Origin of the sequence: Nitrosomonas communis (assembly GCF_001007935.1) — a bacterium.
Taxonomy (GTDB): Bacteria; Pseudomonadota; Gammaproteobacteria; order Burkholderiales; family Nitrosomonadaceae; genus Nitrosomonas; species Nitrosomonas communis.
Genome location: NZ_CP011451.1, coordinates 794,659 through 809,241, shown reverse-complemented (window position 1 = coordinate 809,241; position 14,583 = coordinate 794,659). Strand labels below are relative to the sequence as shown.

The window sequence follows — 14,583 nt, the reverse complement described above, 5'->3', positions numbered from 1 at the left end:
ATGCGTCATCAAAATGAGAGCTGGAGGTGATAGCTTAGAACGTTCACCGGTAACCATTCAATTAGAAATTATTATCCTGCTTAACAAAAGCCTGAAGTGGTACCCAAAAACTGTACAGGTTGTTAAGCTCTGGCAGAATTAAAAAGGAGCTTAATAACAATGAGTAAAAAGCGCATACAATATTCGAGCGAATTCAAAGCAAAACTAGCGCTGGCAGCGATACGTGGTGATGAAACTGTCCCCCAATTAGCAGCGCGTTATAATGTATAGCAGATCCCATATAAAATGATTTAAATTTCATAAGCGGCAAAGAGCTGCTCGATGGAACAACCTTCCTTTTTTCTGATGGCTTTGGCCTGAGCCCATTTGGGTTCAATGTCATTTAAGTCAGGGGAATAAGGCGGCAGGTATTCAAGTGTATGCCCGGCATTGGCAATGGCGGTTTGGATATCCTGCCGTTTATGAAAGGTTGCGTTGTCCATGACAATCACGCAAGCGGGCAGAAGTTTAGGCAACAGGTCCTGCGTTATCCACGCATAGAAAATGTCAGCGGTGATATTGGCGATGAACAGACTTATGGTCAGCAGCGTCTTTCCGATCAGGGCGCCAATCACATTGGTTCGACCTCGTGCATGCCAGTCTTTTACGCCATGGACGCGCTCACCCACTGGCGCATAGCCATGCGTGCGTGGCATGTCGTGCGCAAAGCCGCTTTCATCAAGGTAGACGATAACGCGGCCTGCTCGCTCATAGTCTTCAATTTTTTGCTGGAAGATACGCCGCTCTTTTTCGCTGGCTTTGGGGTGACACAGGCTTTTTTTTATAAGTCACGCCCAGACGCTTTAAAGCATGGTTAATGCCTTGCTTGCTGACACCCAACCGTTTGGTGCGCTCGTACTGATACGCGTCCGGATAATTCTTGATGTCCTGCGCCAACATTTCCATGTTGATCTTGGTGGCAGGTTTGTTGCGGGTGGTCTTGGGATCGGGAGTTTTGATCCAACGCATCACGCTGGCCACACCTACACCAAAACGCTTGGCCACTTGCGCGATTGAGAGGTTCTCCTTCTCACGAACGGATAATACTTTACGGCGAAATAATATCGGATAGGTCATCTGTAAATTATAATCAATTTATAGGGGACATGCTATACATCCCACGCAGATCAATAGCTGGAAACGGCAACTCATTGAGCAAGCTGCCGAGCTGTTTTGTAAAAATAATACTGCCGCCAATAAGGAGCAGCCTACAACAGATGACCTGCACCGGGTTATTGGTCAATTGGCGGTAGAACGCGATTTTTTAGCAAGAAAGCTCAATCATTAAGTCTTGTAGAACGCAAAGAGATGATTGAGCCCCATGGCAAACTTAGTCAAACTCGTCAATGTCAGCTGCTGGATCTGGCGCGCTCAACTTATTATTATCAACCGCAACCAATCAGTAATGCTGATCTGGTTCTGCTGCGCATGATGGATGAACAGTACTTAAAGACGCCACAATATGGCTCACGCAGTTATGCTACCTGGTTTCAGCGCCAGGGAATCATGTTAGGGCGCAAGAAAGCCTCTTCCTTAATGAAGACACTCGGTATTGTCAGCATAGCTCCAAAACCCAGGACCAGCATCTCAAGCAAACAGCATAAGGTCTATCCTTATCTGCTTAGAGAACTTGTCATTAATAAACCCAATCAGGTTTGGGCTGCCGACATAACCTATGTCCCCATGGAGAAAGGCTTTGGCTATCTGGTTGCCATCATCGACTGGCATTCGCGTAAGGTGTTGAGCTGGCGCTTGTCCAATACCTTGGATACTGACTTTTGTACTCAGGCGCTGGAGGCAGCCATCCAGGATTATGGCTGTCCACAGATCATGAATACCGACCAGGGCGTACAGTTTACCAGCGAAGCATTTACCTCCATACTAAAAGATCATCATATTCAGATCAGCATGGATGGCAAGGGGTGCTACTATGACAACATTTTTGTTGAACGACTTTGGCGGACAGTTAAGTATGAGCTTTTATATACCAGAGAATTCAATAATCTGAAGGAGATAAAGCAGAATTTATCCACATGGTTTGAATGGTACAATCAAGAACGATTTCATCAAAGCCTTGATCGTCTTACGCCTGATGAAATCTACTATAGTGATCCAAGAATTGATCGGGTTGCCTGAACCTGTTTAACTATACATATCAGAGCTGAACTTTCTTTCAGGTTGTCCAGTTACAGGGAACCACATCAGCCTAATGTGAATTAAGCGATGAAATAGAAGCCAGTTGATCAATAACATTAAACTCTTGAGGAAGACATCACCCAACTTCAATCAATCAAAGTAACCAATGAACTGGCCAAACTGATTAATAACGGTTTATCTCTATGTTTGCAAGCATTCTCAGGAAAAGCTTTGAATTTATAGTCAAAGAATAAGCCATTACACTGATTTAAGCTTTAGCGACGAAGAAGTTCATCGCTAAAGCTTAACCGGTTAAAAATGATTCCAAAAGAATTCTCATCTAAACCAAACATAACGCGAAAGCAAGCTGTAGACAGTATCAATAATATGGCAAGAAGAGCCGACAAAATCATAGGTGCAATAAGGTGTAACGCATTGCACCAGATGGTAAGGTAGTACATACGGCACAATGTCCGATGGTGATGGTGCCTTACACGAGTTGCCTTATCGAACACAAATAGGCGCTGTCCAGAGCACTGCGTAAACAACCAAACCGTCGATATGTTCTTTCTTTAAATCCGATACATTCTGAACCATTCTTAACTGGTTAGGCTATATATTTGGAAAGCTGGTTGCGGTTCTGTTTTACTGGAATTTTTTACGAGTTAGCGCTCAATTCACATTTCAGTCTAACCCTGATTTTTTTTAAGGAAAATTTTCTAATGGAAAATCTGCATTCATGCAGAAAACAAGAAATTTTATGGGGGAGAGCTTTTGGGCAGGTGGTGATTTTGTGGCGGCGGTAGCATGAGATGAGGAAATGGTCAAAATATATCCATCCGGCACCCAATGAAAGAGAAGGAGGAGGAACAACATGATCAGCTCAAGCCTGGTGAACTGCCTATTTAAAATGCCGATAGAAAGGAAAAGTGGGTTTCCCCGCCAATGCCGTCAGGCTGTCATCTTGAACCTTGAGGTTCAAGGTGGTCGCAAACCGGATGCATCAGGTGCCCCTTCTGTGAGGAGCGCACAACAGCATCACTTTAGTTCGCAACCTGTTATATAAATTGGTTCAAAGAGTATTAGCCTTAACAAACACCGCAGGGAAATTCTGTAATGCTCAAACAAAATTTAATGAAATAATCTTAACTTATTTTTTATTGATCTTCTTTTTCTTTTTTGGGCAGCAACTCATCTAATTTATCTTCTATGAATTTAATTTTACGCTTAAATTCACTCATGTCAAAACTTTTGGCTGGACGCATGGTAAGCAGCTCATGAGTCATATGAAGCGCTGCTACAATCGCAATTTGTTCGGTTCCCACTATTTTACGTTCATTTTTTATTTGCAGCATTTTTTTATTCAAATAAGAAACCGCCAGCAATAAACCCTCGCGTTCTTTTTCAGAGCAGTTAATGCGGAATTCTCGTCCCATAATAGTAACGATGATTGTCTCAGTATCCATACCCATTTTCAGGAAGATTTTTTAAAAATTCCTGTAAATAATTTGATAACAATATGTATATTTCAGGAGGCTGATTATTTATGCAGTGATTGAATCAGCTGATTGATGATGAAATCTGACATTTAATGAGCAGATAACTTTATATCATTTTACAAGTTGATTAATTTTATCATTAAATAATTTTTAAATTTTGCCTTCATGAAGTTATTATGGTTTTATAAATACAATAAAGTTCAAGTCAATCGTTAATTGACCTCATTTCATTTTCAAATCAAAAATGATGCGGAGATGAGCCGTAGACAGGATAAATAATACGGCAAGGTGGAGCCGACAAAGTTAGTTTTGATTTGGAAATGAAATAAAATAACGTAATTGAAAAACTGCTCTTAGCTAAATAGGTGCAATGTGGCGAATTCTAATTTTGTAAATGAAACTCTTGATGTCATTATCATTGGGGCAGGAAGTGCGGGCTTGTCTGCGCTGCGCGAAGTAAGGAAGCGCACCGAACAATTTGTCATTATCAATGGTGGCCCCTGGGGAACGACATGCGCACGTGTTGGATGTATGCCCTCTAAGCTGTTGATTGAAGCGGCGAATGCCTTTCATCGACGAACTACCTTTGAGACGTTTGGTATACGGGGGGCAGACCAGCTGATGGTCAATATGACGAGTGTTATGCAACGTGTTCGTGAGCTTCGTGATGATTTTGTAGCCAGCACCTTAAAAGCGACTGAAGTGCTTGGAACGAAGGCGATTTCAGGTCGTGCGCGCTTGCTTAATCCAAATCAGGTGCTGATCAATGATAAAAAGTTAACTGCCAAAAAAATTATTATCGCTACCGGCTCACACCCGATTGTCCCCGCAGAGTGGCATTTACCGGAAAATCGTTTATTGACGACAGACACGTTATTTGAGCAGAAAACATTACCAACCAGGTTAGCGGTCATTGGAATGGGTCCTATCGGGATGGAGATGGCACAAGCACTGTCCCGCTTAGGGATCAAGGTCACTGCATTCGGCAGCAATAAGCAGATTGGCGGCTTAACTGATCCACACGTTAATGAGGTGGCGTTAGATTTGCTTTCACAGGAATTCCCGCTCTATTTGGGTGAAAGGGCCAAAGTGGTTTGGGAGCCAGGAGAAAATTGCGTGCGCATTCGAACGAGTGAAGTAGACATCGCGGTTGATGGGGTGCTGGCAGCACTTGGCCGTCGCCCCAATATTGATCATCTTGGACTCGAAACGCTAGGCGTTCCGCTCAATGAACAAGGATTACCCCCGGTTAATCCGACTACGATGCAGATAGCTGATCTTCCGGTATTCCTGGCTGGCGATGCGAGTGATTATAAGCCATTGCTGCATGAAGCTGCAGACGAAGGGCATATCGCAGGGCTAAACGCAGTACGAGAAGAAATGATATGTTTTACACGTCGTACTCCGCTTGGCATTGTATTTTCTGATCCAAGTATTACTGTTGTTGGCAACCCTTTTCGGTCGCTGAATCATAATGAGACCGTAATCGGTGAAGTACGTTTTGATCATCAAGGACGTGCCAGGGCTGCACAATCTAATAAAGGAATGTTACGCGTCTATGCAAAATCAGCAAGTGGCGAACTACTCGGTGCCGAGATGTGTGCCCCAGCAGGCGAGCATATGGCTCATTTACTGGCACTGGCAATTGATCAATCGCTAACGGTGAGGGATCTGTTAGGTATGCCTTTTTATCATCCGGTTCTGGAAGAGGGATTGCGTACGGCATTACGTAAAGTGGCTGTCCAATTGCCTGCAATCAGCGAATCTGATCTTGCTTCCTGTGATGCTTTCAATGTAGCCGCACTCGATTAATTGATAATGGTCAGGCAGCGATACCGAACAGTTTTCCTGCGGTAGCAGTAAGCCCCATGGCGAGTGTTCCCCAGAAAGTTACCCGGATAGCACCCTTCCAAATATTTGCTCCTCCCAAATAAGCAGCCAGTGTACCCAACATAGCCAAAGAAAAAAGGGAAAAGCTGGCGACAATAGGAATAATTTGGGCTGGGGGTGCGATAAAAGTTGCGATAAGCGGCATGGCAGCACCTAGGGTAAACATCGTTGCGGAGGTAAAAGCCGCTTGAATGGGTTTTGCGGTAATGCGTTCATAAATGCCCAATTCATCTTTGAGATGAGCATCTAATGCATCATGAGCCATTAATTGCATGGCCACTTGTTTTGCGAGTTCGGGTTGAATTCCTCTTTTGATATAGATCTCTGCTAATTCCTGGAATTCAAATTCATGATCTTCCTGAAGATGGCGTTGTTCAAGCGCAATATCGGCTTCTTCTGTATCGGCCTGCGAGCTGACAGAGACATATTCCCCGGCCGCCATTGACATCGCTCCGGCGACTAGACCTGCTATGCCTGCCAAAAGAATATCTTCCCGGCTTGTATGGGCAGCCGCTACACCGATAATAAGGCTGGCTATAGAAACAATTCCATCATTAGCACCCAGTACGGCAGCGCGTAACCACCCTATACGGTGAGAGCGATGATCTTCTTGATGGGCCATGAATGTTAATGAAATTCTTTATTAGGTTAGCGTAAGTTTGGGATAATAAAAGCAGTAAAAGTAGTAAAAGGAATTTAATTCCATTTCCAAATGAAAAATGACACGAAGGCGAGCCGCAGACAGTATCAATAATACGGCAAGGGGAAGCCGACAAAGTCAGTTTTGATTTAGAAATGGAATAAATTTTTTATAATAAAATAATTTTGGGGAAAAGAGTATTCCCATTATTCATGAGAAAAAACCTCATTTTATTAGCATATGCTTATAGCAAAATTATCAGGTGCGGCAAATAGCTATAGAAAGGACGTAAAAAATATTAGCTATGCACTCGCAAGGGGAAAAGATCCTATACATGCACCGATGGTGCAAATAGGAGGACGCCAGCAAACATATACCAAAACACTCCTATTTGATAGAAGCACTAAGGCTGATTCTCAATAAAGAAGTTCCAACAAAAATCAATGATAGGTAGTGCTTGACAGAGAGTAACCCGGCGAGGAATTGCAGAAAAATTCGCCGGGTTGTGATAGTTTAGAATATGTATTAATGAACAATATTAATACAAATAGCCTATTCGCTAGATTTAAACAGGCTTTAGCAGATTTTGAGATCATCTACATAATCTTTAGCACTACTCAAGATTAATGCTCGAATCTACTGTCCCTTAACCTGTAAATCATTCTGGACAGACTTCACGCCCTCAACCATACGCGCAACTTCGCCCGCTCTATCAATTTCGGCGCGGGTACTGACAAAGCCACTCAGTTGCACGACACCTTTTGAAGTTTCTACCTTAATTTCAGAAGTTTTCAGGGTGGGCTCATCGAAAATATCCTTTTTGACCTTCGCAGTAATAACTGAATCATCAATATATTCTCCAGCTGTCTCTGCCATTGACGTTGATGTGCCGCCCAAGAAAAAAACCATTAGAGCAATTAACAAGAAATTAAAAAAACCGCTATTTAGTTGTTTCATAGTAAAGCCCTCCTAAAGGTTTAGTGGAACTAAAACACATCCATTGATGTTTTTAGATTAAAAGAACCCGTTTACACATGCTCATCTACACTTTTTAGAGGTATCGACCACATTATAAGTTCATACCGAAGCATTGAGCTTAACGCATTCCACCACTTCTTATTCCATTTCTAAATCAAAACTAACTTTGTCGGCTTCGCCTTGCCGTATTATTTATACTGTCTACGGCTCGCCTTCGCGTTATTTTTGATTTGGAAATGGAATTAAATATTGCAGGCTCGGGATAAAAAAAGAAAAGCAGCAGAAGGAATCTGAATTAATTATGATTAATGCATCCTGGAAAAGAATTTCATCGTTATTCAGGAGAAGAAACGCTTGCTTTAATATCAGGCTTCCTTAAGCCCTTCCAGTTGCAGTGGCATGACCGTTATGTCGAACTCACGTTAGATTAAGAAGCACTGGCCGTATCGCAATAATAATGATGCGATGGACAATGACCGAGCTTAATGTGCCGCTGTACCGTTCTACGTGCCGTTTTCCAATTGCAGTTTTAATAATTTTATAAAAAAAGCAATTAAGTATTGACTTTCTTTATATAAACCTTCAAATTGTGAAAATGTAATTCGCTCATTATTTTTATTCTGTATGCTATAAGTCGTCTCAGCAAAGCTGATTTACCATCTTCATTTGTTGTAAGGAGGTTTGTTGCAATGGACAAAGAACTTTCTTTTGATAATATTGATGTTGAGGATGTAGTCGATGACATCATGCCCGTTAGCCGAGTAGCGAAGATAATTGATGAAAATGAATTCCTCAATGAAGATGATGAGGAAATTAGAATCGAGGAAATTGAAATCACGCTTGATTCTCTGGGATTAGATTAATTTTAGAGGCGTCTTTATTAGAAGTGGGTGGATAAGTAAGAAGTTATTCGCCCCTTATCGCACACTCCTAATTTTTTCACCTGTCATCAGGGTGAGAGTACTGTTTGTTCTTCATGCTAAGATGAGTATTGGTGGATAGCGAAGCTTATTCGCAGTAAGGCCAGTATCGCTCCTTATAAGATGCAATCATCAATTGGTGATTGATTCCTCTGAAAAATATTCTCATGCATAAATCAAAGGCAACTAGACGCAGAGCAAAAAAGGTGGGTTTACCCGCTGAAACCTTGCTATACACAGGGGAACGGGAGAACAACAGTATCCATATCACGCTCACTGATTATGATGCACAGAATTTTGAGGAGCATACACTTAAACAAGTAGATAAGTGCTTACCTTATAAACTTAAGCCCACCATCACATGGATCGATGTCGATGGCGTGCATGATCCCGTTATACTTGAGAAATTGAGTGAAGATTTTGGCATCCACCGGCTTGTGACTGAAGATTTGATGAACATCGTGCAGCGCCCAAAATGTGATGATTTTGGTGATTACCTCTTTATCGTTGCCAAGATGCTTACCTTTGACGAGCAGGAGAACAAAATCCATCCGGAGCAGATCAGCATTATTCTTGGACAGAAATTCCTGCTATCTTTTCAGGAGGAGAGTAAAAGAGATGATTTCCAATTAATTCGTGACCATCTGCGTCATGGCAAAGGGAAATTAAGGAAGATGGATACCGACTATCTTGCTTACTCGCTACTGGACACATTGGTGGATAACTATTTCATCGTTCTCGAAAAACTTGGCGATAAGATTGATCTGCTGGAAGAGACGTTAATGATCCGGCCTGATAAAATTGTTATAGAGCAGCTTTACCAGTTGAAGCGGGAACTTCTGTTTTTACATAAAGTGGTGTGGCCGTTGCGCGAAGTGATTTCATCTCTGGCACGGCGCGAGTCGCCATTGATTCATGAAGTAACAGTTCCCTATTTGCTTGATGTCTATGATCATGTCGTGCAAGCCATTGATAGCGTCGAGATTTACCGGGATATGCTTACGAGCTTGCTCGATTTGTATATCTCGAATGTGAGCTACCGAACGAACGAGATCATGAAAGTGCTGACGATCATTGCTACCATTTTTATGCCATTAACGTTTCTCGCCGGTGTTTATGGTATGAATTTTAAATATATGCCAGAGCTTGAATGGGAATATGGCTACCTACTGATATGGATGATTATGATTGGGCTGGCGGCAGTCATGCTTGTCTACTTTAAGAAGAAGCGCTGGATATAATTTTTCATATAGCCTGACCAGTTAAGAATGACAGGGAACACGAAATTCAACCGTTACCGAAAGACGCACGAGGTAGAGATTGGCGGCACGGGCAGAAGGTTTTAGCACCTTACCCGGGGAGATCTCCCGAACGAGATTCAGGGTAGAAGTCAGCAGAAGCCGTATTAGCGAAGAAGCCTTGGAAGCAAGTTGGAGCGAAGAGCTGAAGAACCAAAAGAAGGCCATTTTAAACATCTTTGTCGATTGGCGGGGAGTATTCTGACGTGGGTGAGCGTTGCAACTGCGGCAACCACTTGCCCAGCGGTCACGTGAGGTTGGTGGATTCCAATCGGAAGCGTGACCGTAGGATGCAAGCTGAAACGCAGGCGAAGGAGAAATAGAAGGCACTGAATGAAAGTTTGATGGAAAGCGGTTCCATCGGATTTTGTGATAGCTTAAGTCACTGGGTTCAACCGCCGGATGCGAAATACGGAGTATCAGTAAAGCTAAAACCGCATGTCTGGTGGTGGAGGAGAGGTAACAGACACAATCCGTTACCCCGATCCGATCAACTGCTTGGTTCCGCTTAACTGGACAATAATGATCATAGGCTTTTGAATAAGCAAGCAAATACAGTATCAGGCGGAGATGGTTGGATAATCACTGTCATTATTGTCAAATACCTGATTCGTTGCCGTAGCGGTATCTTTAACGAGTAAGGCCAGCTTGATTCGGTCTGAAATGGCCAATTTACGGAATATTTCGGTCAAGTGCGCCTTGACGGTTCGTTCGGTAATATCCAATCGTTTGGCAATCTGCTTATTGCTTTCGCCGCGACCTACCAGGATGGCGATTTCATATTCACGTTTTGTTAAATTTTCCAGCAGACTATTTACCGCACGCTCAATGTGTTTTTTTTCCTGCATTGCCATGACCAGCTCACTCTGCATACGCTGGGCCAGTTGGCGCCGAATCCATAATTCACCTCGCCAGACGGCTTCAACTGCGCGCCTGATTTGATCGGATGAGAACGTATTCAGGCAAAAGCCTCTAATTCCTGCTTTTAATAACTTCCATTCATTTTCATCAGAAATCCCGGAGCTAAACAATATAATGCGAGTTCTGGGGCTTAGCATCAGCAGGTTTTCAATTATCTGGAAGCTATTGATATCCAGTAAGTCATAATCAAGCAAAAGGATGGGAGGGGTTCTTCTTATCAGCTCATTTCTGAGGATATCCAGATTTGACAGACAATATAAAGAAGATATATCTGATAATCCTTGCTTCCAATGAGAAAATTTGTCTTCAGTTGAGCTGGCAAATAAAATCAAGATAATTACTCCTGTCTGACTTGATTAGGGTCGTGTTATCGAAGGCAGTCTAAAATCAACACTGCCATTTCAGTGAATCTCCAATTAAATCTAGTATGCTGTCATCACATGCTAATTACATGATATAAAATTCCTTTATTTTACGTTTTGTTATGTTTTTTATTCTCGATTCATGAGTAGATAAATCAACTTCATCCCTGGTTTTCGAGTGGTTTGAGCTATCTTGCTTAAACCAAGCTATATTTTTTCAATAATTTCATTTGTATCTAGATATTTTGCGTTATCACAATCAATTCTAGAATGTAGTTATTTACTTAAATTGGTATAGCATTTGCATACATCATACTGTTTCTGTTTGCATGAGGCAATACAAATGTCTCTGAATAGAGACATTTGTATTTGGATTAAATCGTTGTAAATTAAATATATAGCGAATAATGCCAAGTAAATATTTCGCATTGTTCCATTCTATTTCTTAATTCTATTGTTAAATTAAACCTGATTTTGTCAGCTTTTCCTTGTTATAGTATTTACACTGTCTGCGACTCGGCTTCGCGCGAGGTTTGATTTGAAATGGAATCAGTGAAATAATGCAATTGGTTTATAAAGGGAGATGTTGTCATGGCGCCTAGGCGCTGGTTGTAGTACTACCTTTGGAGTTTGATGCTCAATAGAGCAGGCAACTACAGCGATAGGTGTTTCAGTAGGCTGGGCCTGCCAACGTGTATCAACTTCAAATACGTTTTATCCATATGAGTGGTAGGCATGAGATAGAGAAGTCAAGCTGGGGTGGATGACAGCGGGAAAACCTTTCTGAGAAGAATAAGTTATTTATCTCGCATCCTTTATGAATGAGTTTAAGCGGCAGCTAGCCGGCAGGGGTAAAGATGAAAAGGTTAATCGTCTTAGCTAATTTCATTGGATTACTATTACCTATTACTCACTACGCCCAAAGCCTGGGGGTGTTTTGCTGGAGACTGAATCCGTTTGTCGATATTTTGTGTTTCGATATTTAAGATAAAGGGTTTGTTTTTGAACTGACAGGAACCCAAGGGATCGCCACTTTTCAAACTTCATCACATGGCGCAGCTAATTTGAACCGTTCAACCAATCGATATCATTTAGGATTTACCTCTCATTTTCCTAACGGGTTTCATGGCCAATTTTTTTGTGTCGCTCAATACAGAGTCACTGAATGGCATTTGGTCAGATAACTTTGGAAACAGTGGAGATTTTTTCTTCCAAGGGGCTGGGCCTTTGCCGCCTGGATTGTCAGACGGGACAGATGGCGATTATTTTAGCCATATCACTTCCTCACGGTAGGTTTGATTTTCGGTTTTTTATACGGCGCCATGAATTATCGTAACCGTAGTTTTTCAGGATAATTCAGGCTGACTGCTAATTCCTCTTCCAAATAAAACATGACGCGAAGGTGAGCCGCAGACAATCTCCATCATACGGCAAGACAAAGACGACAAAGTCAGGCCGACAAAATCAATTTGGATTTAGAAATGAAATAATAGGCCTACTTTCTCATTTTATGCTAACCCGCAACCCGCAACCCGCAACCCGCAACCCGCAACCCGCAACCCGCAACCCGCAACCCGCAACCTGCAACCTGCAACCTGCAATCTGCAACCCTAGCCTTCAATGATTTCAAAATCATGCGTGATATTAACAGTACTCCTGAGCATGATGGAGGCTGAACAATATTTTTCTGCAGAGAGATTGATCGCACGTTCTACTTGTTGAGGATTCAGGTTTTTTCCGGTGACGATAAAGTGCAGATGGATGTCGGTGAAGACCTTCGGATCTTCAGAAGCGCGGGTGCTATCGATTTCCACGACGCAATCGGCCACTTGCTGACGGCTTTTCTGCAGAATCAGGATGACGTCAATCGAAGAGCAGCCGCCGAGTCCCAGTAGAATCAATTCCATCGGGCGTGGCCCCAGATTTTTCCCACCTATATCCGGTGCGCCATCAATTGATACGGAATGTCCACTTTCTGTTTCACCTCTAAAGCTAATCCCATCCAGCCATTTAATCCGTGCTTTCATTTTTTTCCTGTATTTTTATGATTAGGCGAATCTACCGTTTAATTGCGTCCGTTTAATTGCATTGTTATGCCATGTCTAAATTAAAGCTGACTTTGCCGGCCTGACTTTGTCGTCTTTGTCTTGCCGTTGATGGATACTGTCTGCGGCTCGCCTTCGCGTCATGTTAGATTTAGAAATAGGCTTAATGCATAGAAGTCTGGCGCGTTGTGAGGCGCAAGCCAAACTGCAGCAATTCATCCCAGATATCACCCTGGGCAACACCCTTGATGATTCTATCGATGCTGGCTGCGTGTAACAATGCTTGTAACAGTAATCGCGGGGGCAAGCGTTTGACAGCAGCTGTCATGATTTTTTGCTGCTGATGCCAGACACGGCTGTCTTTTAACGCCTGGGCAAGTTGCTTGCCTGCAGCCAGGGCTTGGTGAATGAGTAGCAATGTGCGTATGGGTTCAGTAAGTGTGCTCAGAATCAGGGGAGGAGGAGTGCCTTCGCCTTGCAGCCCTTCCAGGATACGCGTATAGCGCACAGTATCGGCTGTCAGCATGGCCTCGGGCAGACTAAATACATCATAGCGCGCGACATTGAGTACCGCATTCTTGACTTGCTCAAAAGAAAGCATCCCGGAGGGATAAAGTAAAGCCAGCTTCTTGATCTCCTGCTGAGCAGCCAGAAGATTGCCCTCTACCTTATTTGCGAGAAATTGCAGGCTATCGGATGCAATTTGCTGTCCTTGGATATCGAGACGTTGTTGTATCCAGTTGGCTAACCGGGCGTGCTCTATCGGATCAACTGTGACCATCACACTGGAATGATCCAGCGCCTTGAACCATTTGCTTGTTTGTGTTTGCTTATCGATTTTAGGAAGCATGATGAGCGTAATGGTATCAGCAGATGGGTTCTGACAAAGTGCTTCGATAGCGTTACCGCCTTCTTTACCCGGTTTGCCGGTAGGAATACGTAGATCAAGTATGCTCCGTTCTCCAAACAAGGACGATTGGCTTTGCCAGCGCTGTATATTTGACCAGTCGAAGCGGTGATCTGCTGTAAAGATATCGCGTTCGGTGTAACCGTGTTGTCGAGCCTGATGGCGAATCGCATCCGCTGCTTCCAGCGCGAGCAACAACTCGTCGCCAGTGATGGTATACAGTGGCATGAGCTGTTTTGGCAGCTGACGAAACAATTGATCGGAGTTAATGCGCATAAGTTAAACGAATGCAAGTGGCGTAAAAATCGGCATTTTCAAAAAAGTCCTTAAAGCTTGACTGCAGCCATTCGCCGAATGAGCTGTTGCACGGCGTCTACTTGCATATCTTTGTATAGCATTTCCTCTTCTGCCGCTTTAGCCAGTATCTGCGCATCAAGGAAAGGGAGGACGCGTGTCAGAATGATATCATCCACGGGTGTAAGTGCTGCGCCTTGAGCATCGAGCAGGCGCGCAGAAACGCGATAGATCAGCTGGAATTCCCTGACACGTCCACCGGTTGAAAGAGACAATATTTTCTTCTCATTGACCGCGCTGAGGATTTGAAGTATCGCCTGTGCCTTTTCTGGTTTTTTGACCACTTTGGTCGTGGTGCTGACACTAATGGCTCGCTCCATATCCAGCCCGATGGTATGGCCGGGTGGGGCAGCGACATAAATAGTCTCAAACGGGAGATTAGAGATCTGTCCACGTAAACGGAAGCCGCAGGCGGTAACGGCGAGGATAAGACTAATAGTAAGAATAACAAGCAAAATACGGATGGGTTTCATCATGTGGCGACTGTTTGTTTCTGGTATAAAACCATCGTTGGAGTCTGTTCGGTCATCAATTGTTCAAAGCGTTACACCGTCTTCTCAGCAACGCGCTCTAACTATCGTTGCAGGGTTAAAG

14 protein-coding genes and 1 other RNA gene are annotated in these 14,583 nt (G+C 43.2%); 4 read left to right on the top strand and 11 right to left on the bottom strand.

Annotated elements, in window-relative coordinates; translation table 11 throughout:
* Positions 1-290: 290 nt before the first annotated feature.
* Together AAW31_RS03555 and AAW31_RS03550 are read right to left on the bottom strand one after the other, a co-directional pair.
* On the bottom strand, positions 291-761 hold the full coding sequence (locus AAW31_RS03555) for a transposase (RefSeq protein WP_144412830.1): 471 nt from the start codon (positions 759-761) through the stop codon (positions 291-293).
* Positions 757-1,116, bottom strand: coding sequence for an IS630 transposase-related protein (locus AAW31_RS03550; protein WP_046849185.1), 360 nt, complete (start codon positions 1,114-1,116; stop codon positions 757-759). The genes AAW31_RS03555 and AAW31_RS03550 overlap by 5 nt, the downstream gene beginning before the upstream one ends.
* A gap of 165 nt (positions 1,117-1,281) precedes the next feature.
* Between AAW31_RS03550 and AAW31_RS03545 the strand changes: the two genes are divergently transcribed.
* The gene (locus tag AAW31_RS03545; RefSeq protein WP_258920429.1) at positions 1,282-2,175 is read left to right on the top strand and encodes an IS3 family transposase; all 894 of its coding nucleotides are present in this window, start codon (positions 1,282-1,284) and stop codon (positions 2,173-2,175) included.
* A 932-nt stretch (positions 2,176-3,107) separates the two neighbouring features.
* Here AAW31_RS03545 and ssrS read toward each other — a convergent pair.
* Together ssrS and AAW31_RS03540 are read right to left on the bottom strand one after the other, a co-directional pair.
* Positions 3,108-3,285: non-coding RNA, 6S RNA (ssrS, locus tag AAW31_RS19510), on the bottom strand.
* A 47-nt stretch (positions 3,286-3,332) separates the two neighbouring features.
* On the bottom strand, positions 3,333-3,647 hold the full coding sequence (locus tag AAW31_RS03540; RefSeq protein ID WP_235264486.1) for a cell division protein ZapA: 315 nt from the start codon (positions 3,645-3,647) through the stop codon (positions 3,333-3,335).
* Positions 3,648-4,046: 399 nt separating this feature from the next.
* On the opposite strand from AAW31_RS03540, the gene AAW31_RS03535 reads away from it, so the two are divergent.
* Positions 4,047-5,486 carry a dihydrolipoyl dehydrogenase gene (locus tag AAW31_RS03535; RefSeq protein WP_046849184.1) on the top strand — a complete coding sequence of 480 codons (1,440 nt, stop codon included), beginning with the start codon at positions 4,047-4,049 and terminating at the stop codon, positions 5,484-5,486.
* Positions 5,487-5,496: 10 nt separating this feature from the next.
* Here the strand turns inward: AAW31_RS03535 and AAW31_RS03530 are convergent, their stop codons facing one another.
* Together AAW31_RS03530 and AAW31_RS03520 are read right to left on the bottom strand one after the other, a co-directional pair.
* Positions 5,497-6,186: a VIT1/CCC1 transporter family protein gene (locus AAW31_RS03530; protein WP_046849183.1), complete on the bottom strand. Its 690-nt coding sequence runs from the start codon at positions 6,184-6,186 to the stop codon at positions 5,497-5,499.
* 654 nt (positions 6,187-6,840) lie between these two features.
* On the bottom strand, positions 6,841-7,161 hold the full coding sequence (locus AAW31_RS03520) for a BON domain-containing protein (RefSeq protein ID WP_046849181.1): 321 nt from the start codon (positions 7,159-7,161) through the stop codon (positions 6,841-6,843).
* A gap of 710 nt (positions 7,162-7,871) precedes the next feature.
* Here AAW31_RS03520 and AAW31_RS21125 point away from each other — a divergent pair.
* Complete coding sequence (locus tag AAW31_RS21125) at positions 7,872-8,045, top strand: hypothetical protein (protein ID WP_158441371.1); 174 nt, start codon at positions 7,872-7,874, stop codon at positions 8,043-8,045.
* A gap of 224 nt (positions 8,046-8,269) precedes the next feature.
* Positions 8,270-9,343, top strand: coding sequence for a magnesium/cobalt transporter CorA (gene corA / locus AAW31_RS03515; RefSeq protein WP_046851479.1), 1,074 nt, complete (start codon positions 8,270-8,272; stop codon positions 9,341-9,343).
* Positions 9,344-9,364: 21 nt separating this feature from the next.
* Here corA and AAW31_RS20385 read toward each other — a convergent pair whose 3' ends face one another.
* The 5 genes from AAW31_RS20385 to AAW31_RS03495 form a co-directional block, all read right to left on the bottom strand.
* The gene (locus AAW31_RS20385) at positions 9,365-9,730 is read right to left on the bottom strand and encodes a hypothetical protein (protein WP_144412828.1); all 366 of its coding nucleotides are present in this window, start codon (positions 9,728-9,730) and stop codon (positions 9,365-9,367) included.
* Between the two features lie 230 nt (positions 9,731-9,960).
* Positions 9,961-10,653 (bottom strand): response regulator transcription factor, encoded by a 693-nt coding sequence (locus AAW31_RS03510; RefSeq protein ID WP_082110329.1) that lies wholly within the window; start codon positions 10,651-10,653, stop codon positions 9,961-9,963.
* Between the two features lie 1,640 nt (positions 10,654-12,293).
* Positions 12,294-12,710, bottom strand: coding sequence for an OsmC family protein (locus AAW31_RS03505; protein WP_046849180.1), 417 nt, complete (start codon positions 12,708-12,710; stop codon positions 12,294-12,296).
* 181 nt (positions 12,711-12,891) lie between these two features.
* Positions 12,892-13,911: a DNA polymerase III subunit delta gene (gene holA / locus AAW31_RS03500; protein WP_046849179.1), complete on the bottom strand. Its 1,020-nt coding sequence runs from the start codon at positions 13,909-13,911 to the stop codon at positions 12,892-12,894.
* 50 nt (positions 13,912-13,961) lie between these two features.
* Positions 13,962-14,465, bottom strand: a complete 504-nt coding sequence (locus AAW31_RS03495) for an LPS-assembly lipoprotein LptE (RefSeq protein ID WP_046849178.1) — start codon at positions 14,463-14,465, stop codon at positions 13,962-13,964.
* Between the last annotated feature and the right edge of the window lie 118 nt (positions 14,466-14,583).

Coding starts and splice junctions, on each gene's coding strand:
- AAW31_RS21125 (WP_158441371.1), top strand. CDS start 7,872: ATGGACAAAGAACTTTCTTTTGATAATATTGATGTTGAGGATGTAGTC.
- AAW31_RS03520 (WP_046849181.1), bottom strand. CDS start 7,161: ATGAAACAACTAAATAGCGGTTTTTTTAATTTCTTGTTAATTGCTCTA.
- AAW31_RS03505 (WP_046849180.1), bottom strand. CDS start 12,710: ATGAAAGCACGGATTAAATGGCTGGATGGGATTAGCTTTAGAGGTGAA.
- holA (WP_046849179.1), bottom strand. CDS start 13,911: ATGCGCATTAACTCCGATCAATTGTTTCGTCAGCTGCCAAAACAGCTC.
- AAW31_RS03540 (WP_235264486.1), bottom strand. CDS start 3,647: ATGGGTATGGATACTGAGACAATCATCGTTACTATTATGGGACGAGAA.
- AAW31_RS03495 (WP_046849178.1), bottom strand. CDS start 14,465: ATGATGAAACCCATCCGTATTTTGCTTGTTATTCTTACTATTAGTCTT.
- AAW31_RS03530 (WP_046849183.1), bottom strand. CDS start 6,186: ATGGCCCATCAAGAAGATCATCGCTCTCACCGTATAGGGTGGTTACGC.
- corA (WP_046851479.1), top strand. CDS start 8,270: ATGCATAAATCAAAGGCAACTAGACGCAGAGCAAAAAAGGTGGGTTTA.
- AAW31_RS03550 (WP_046849185.1), bottom strand. CDS start 1,116: ATGACCTATCCGATATTATTTCGCCGTAAAGTATTATCCGTTCGTGAG.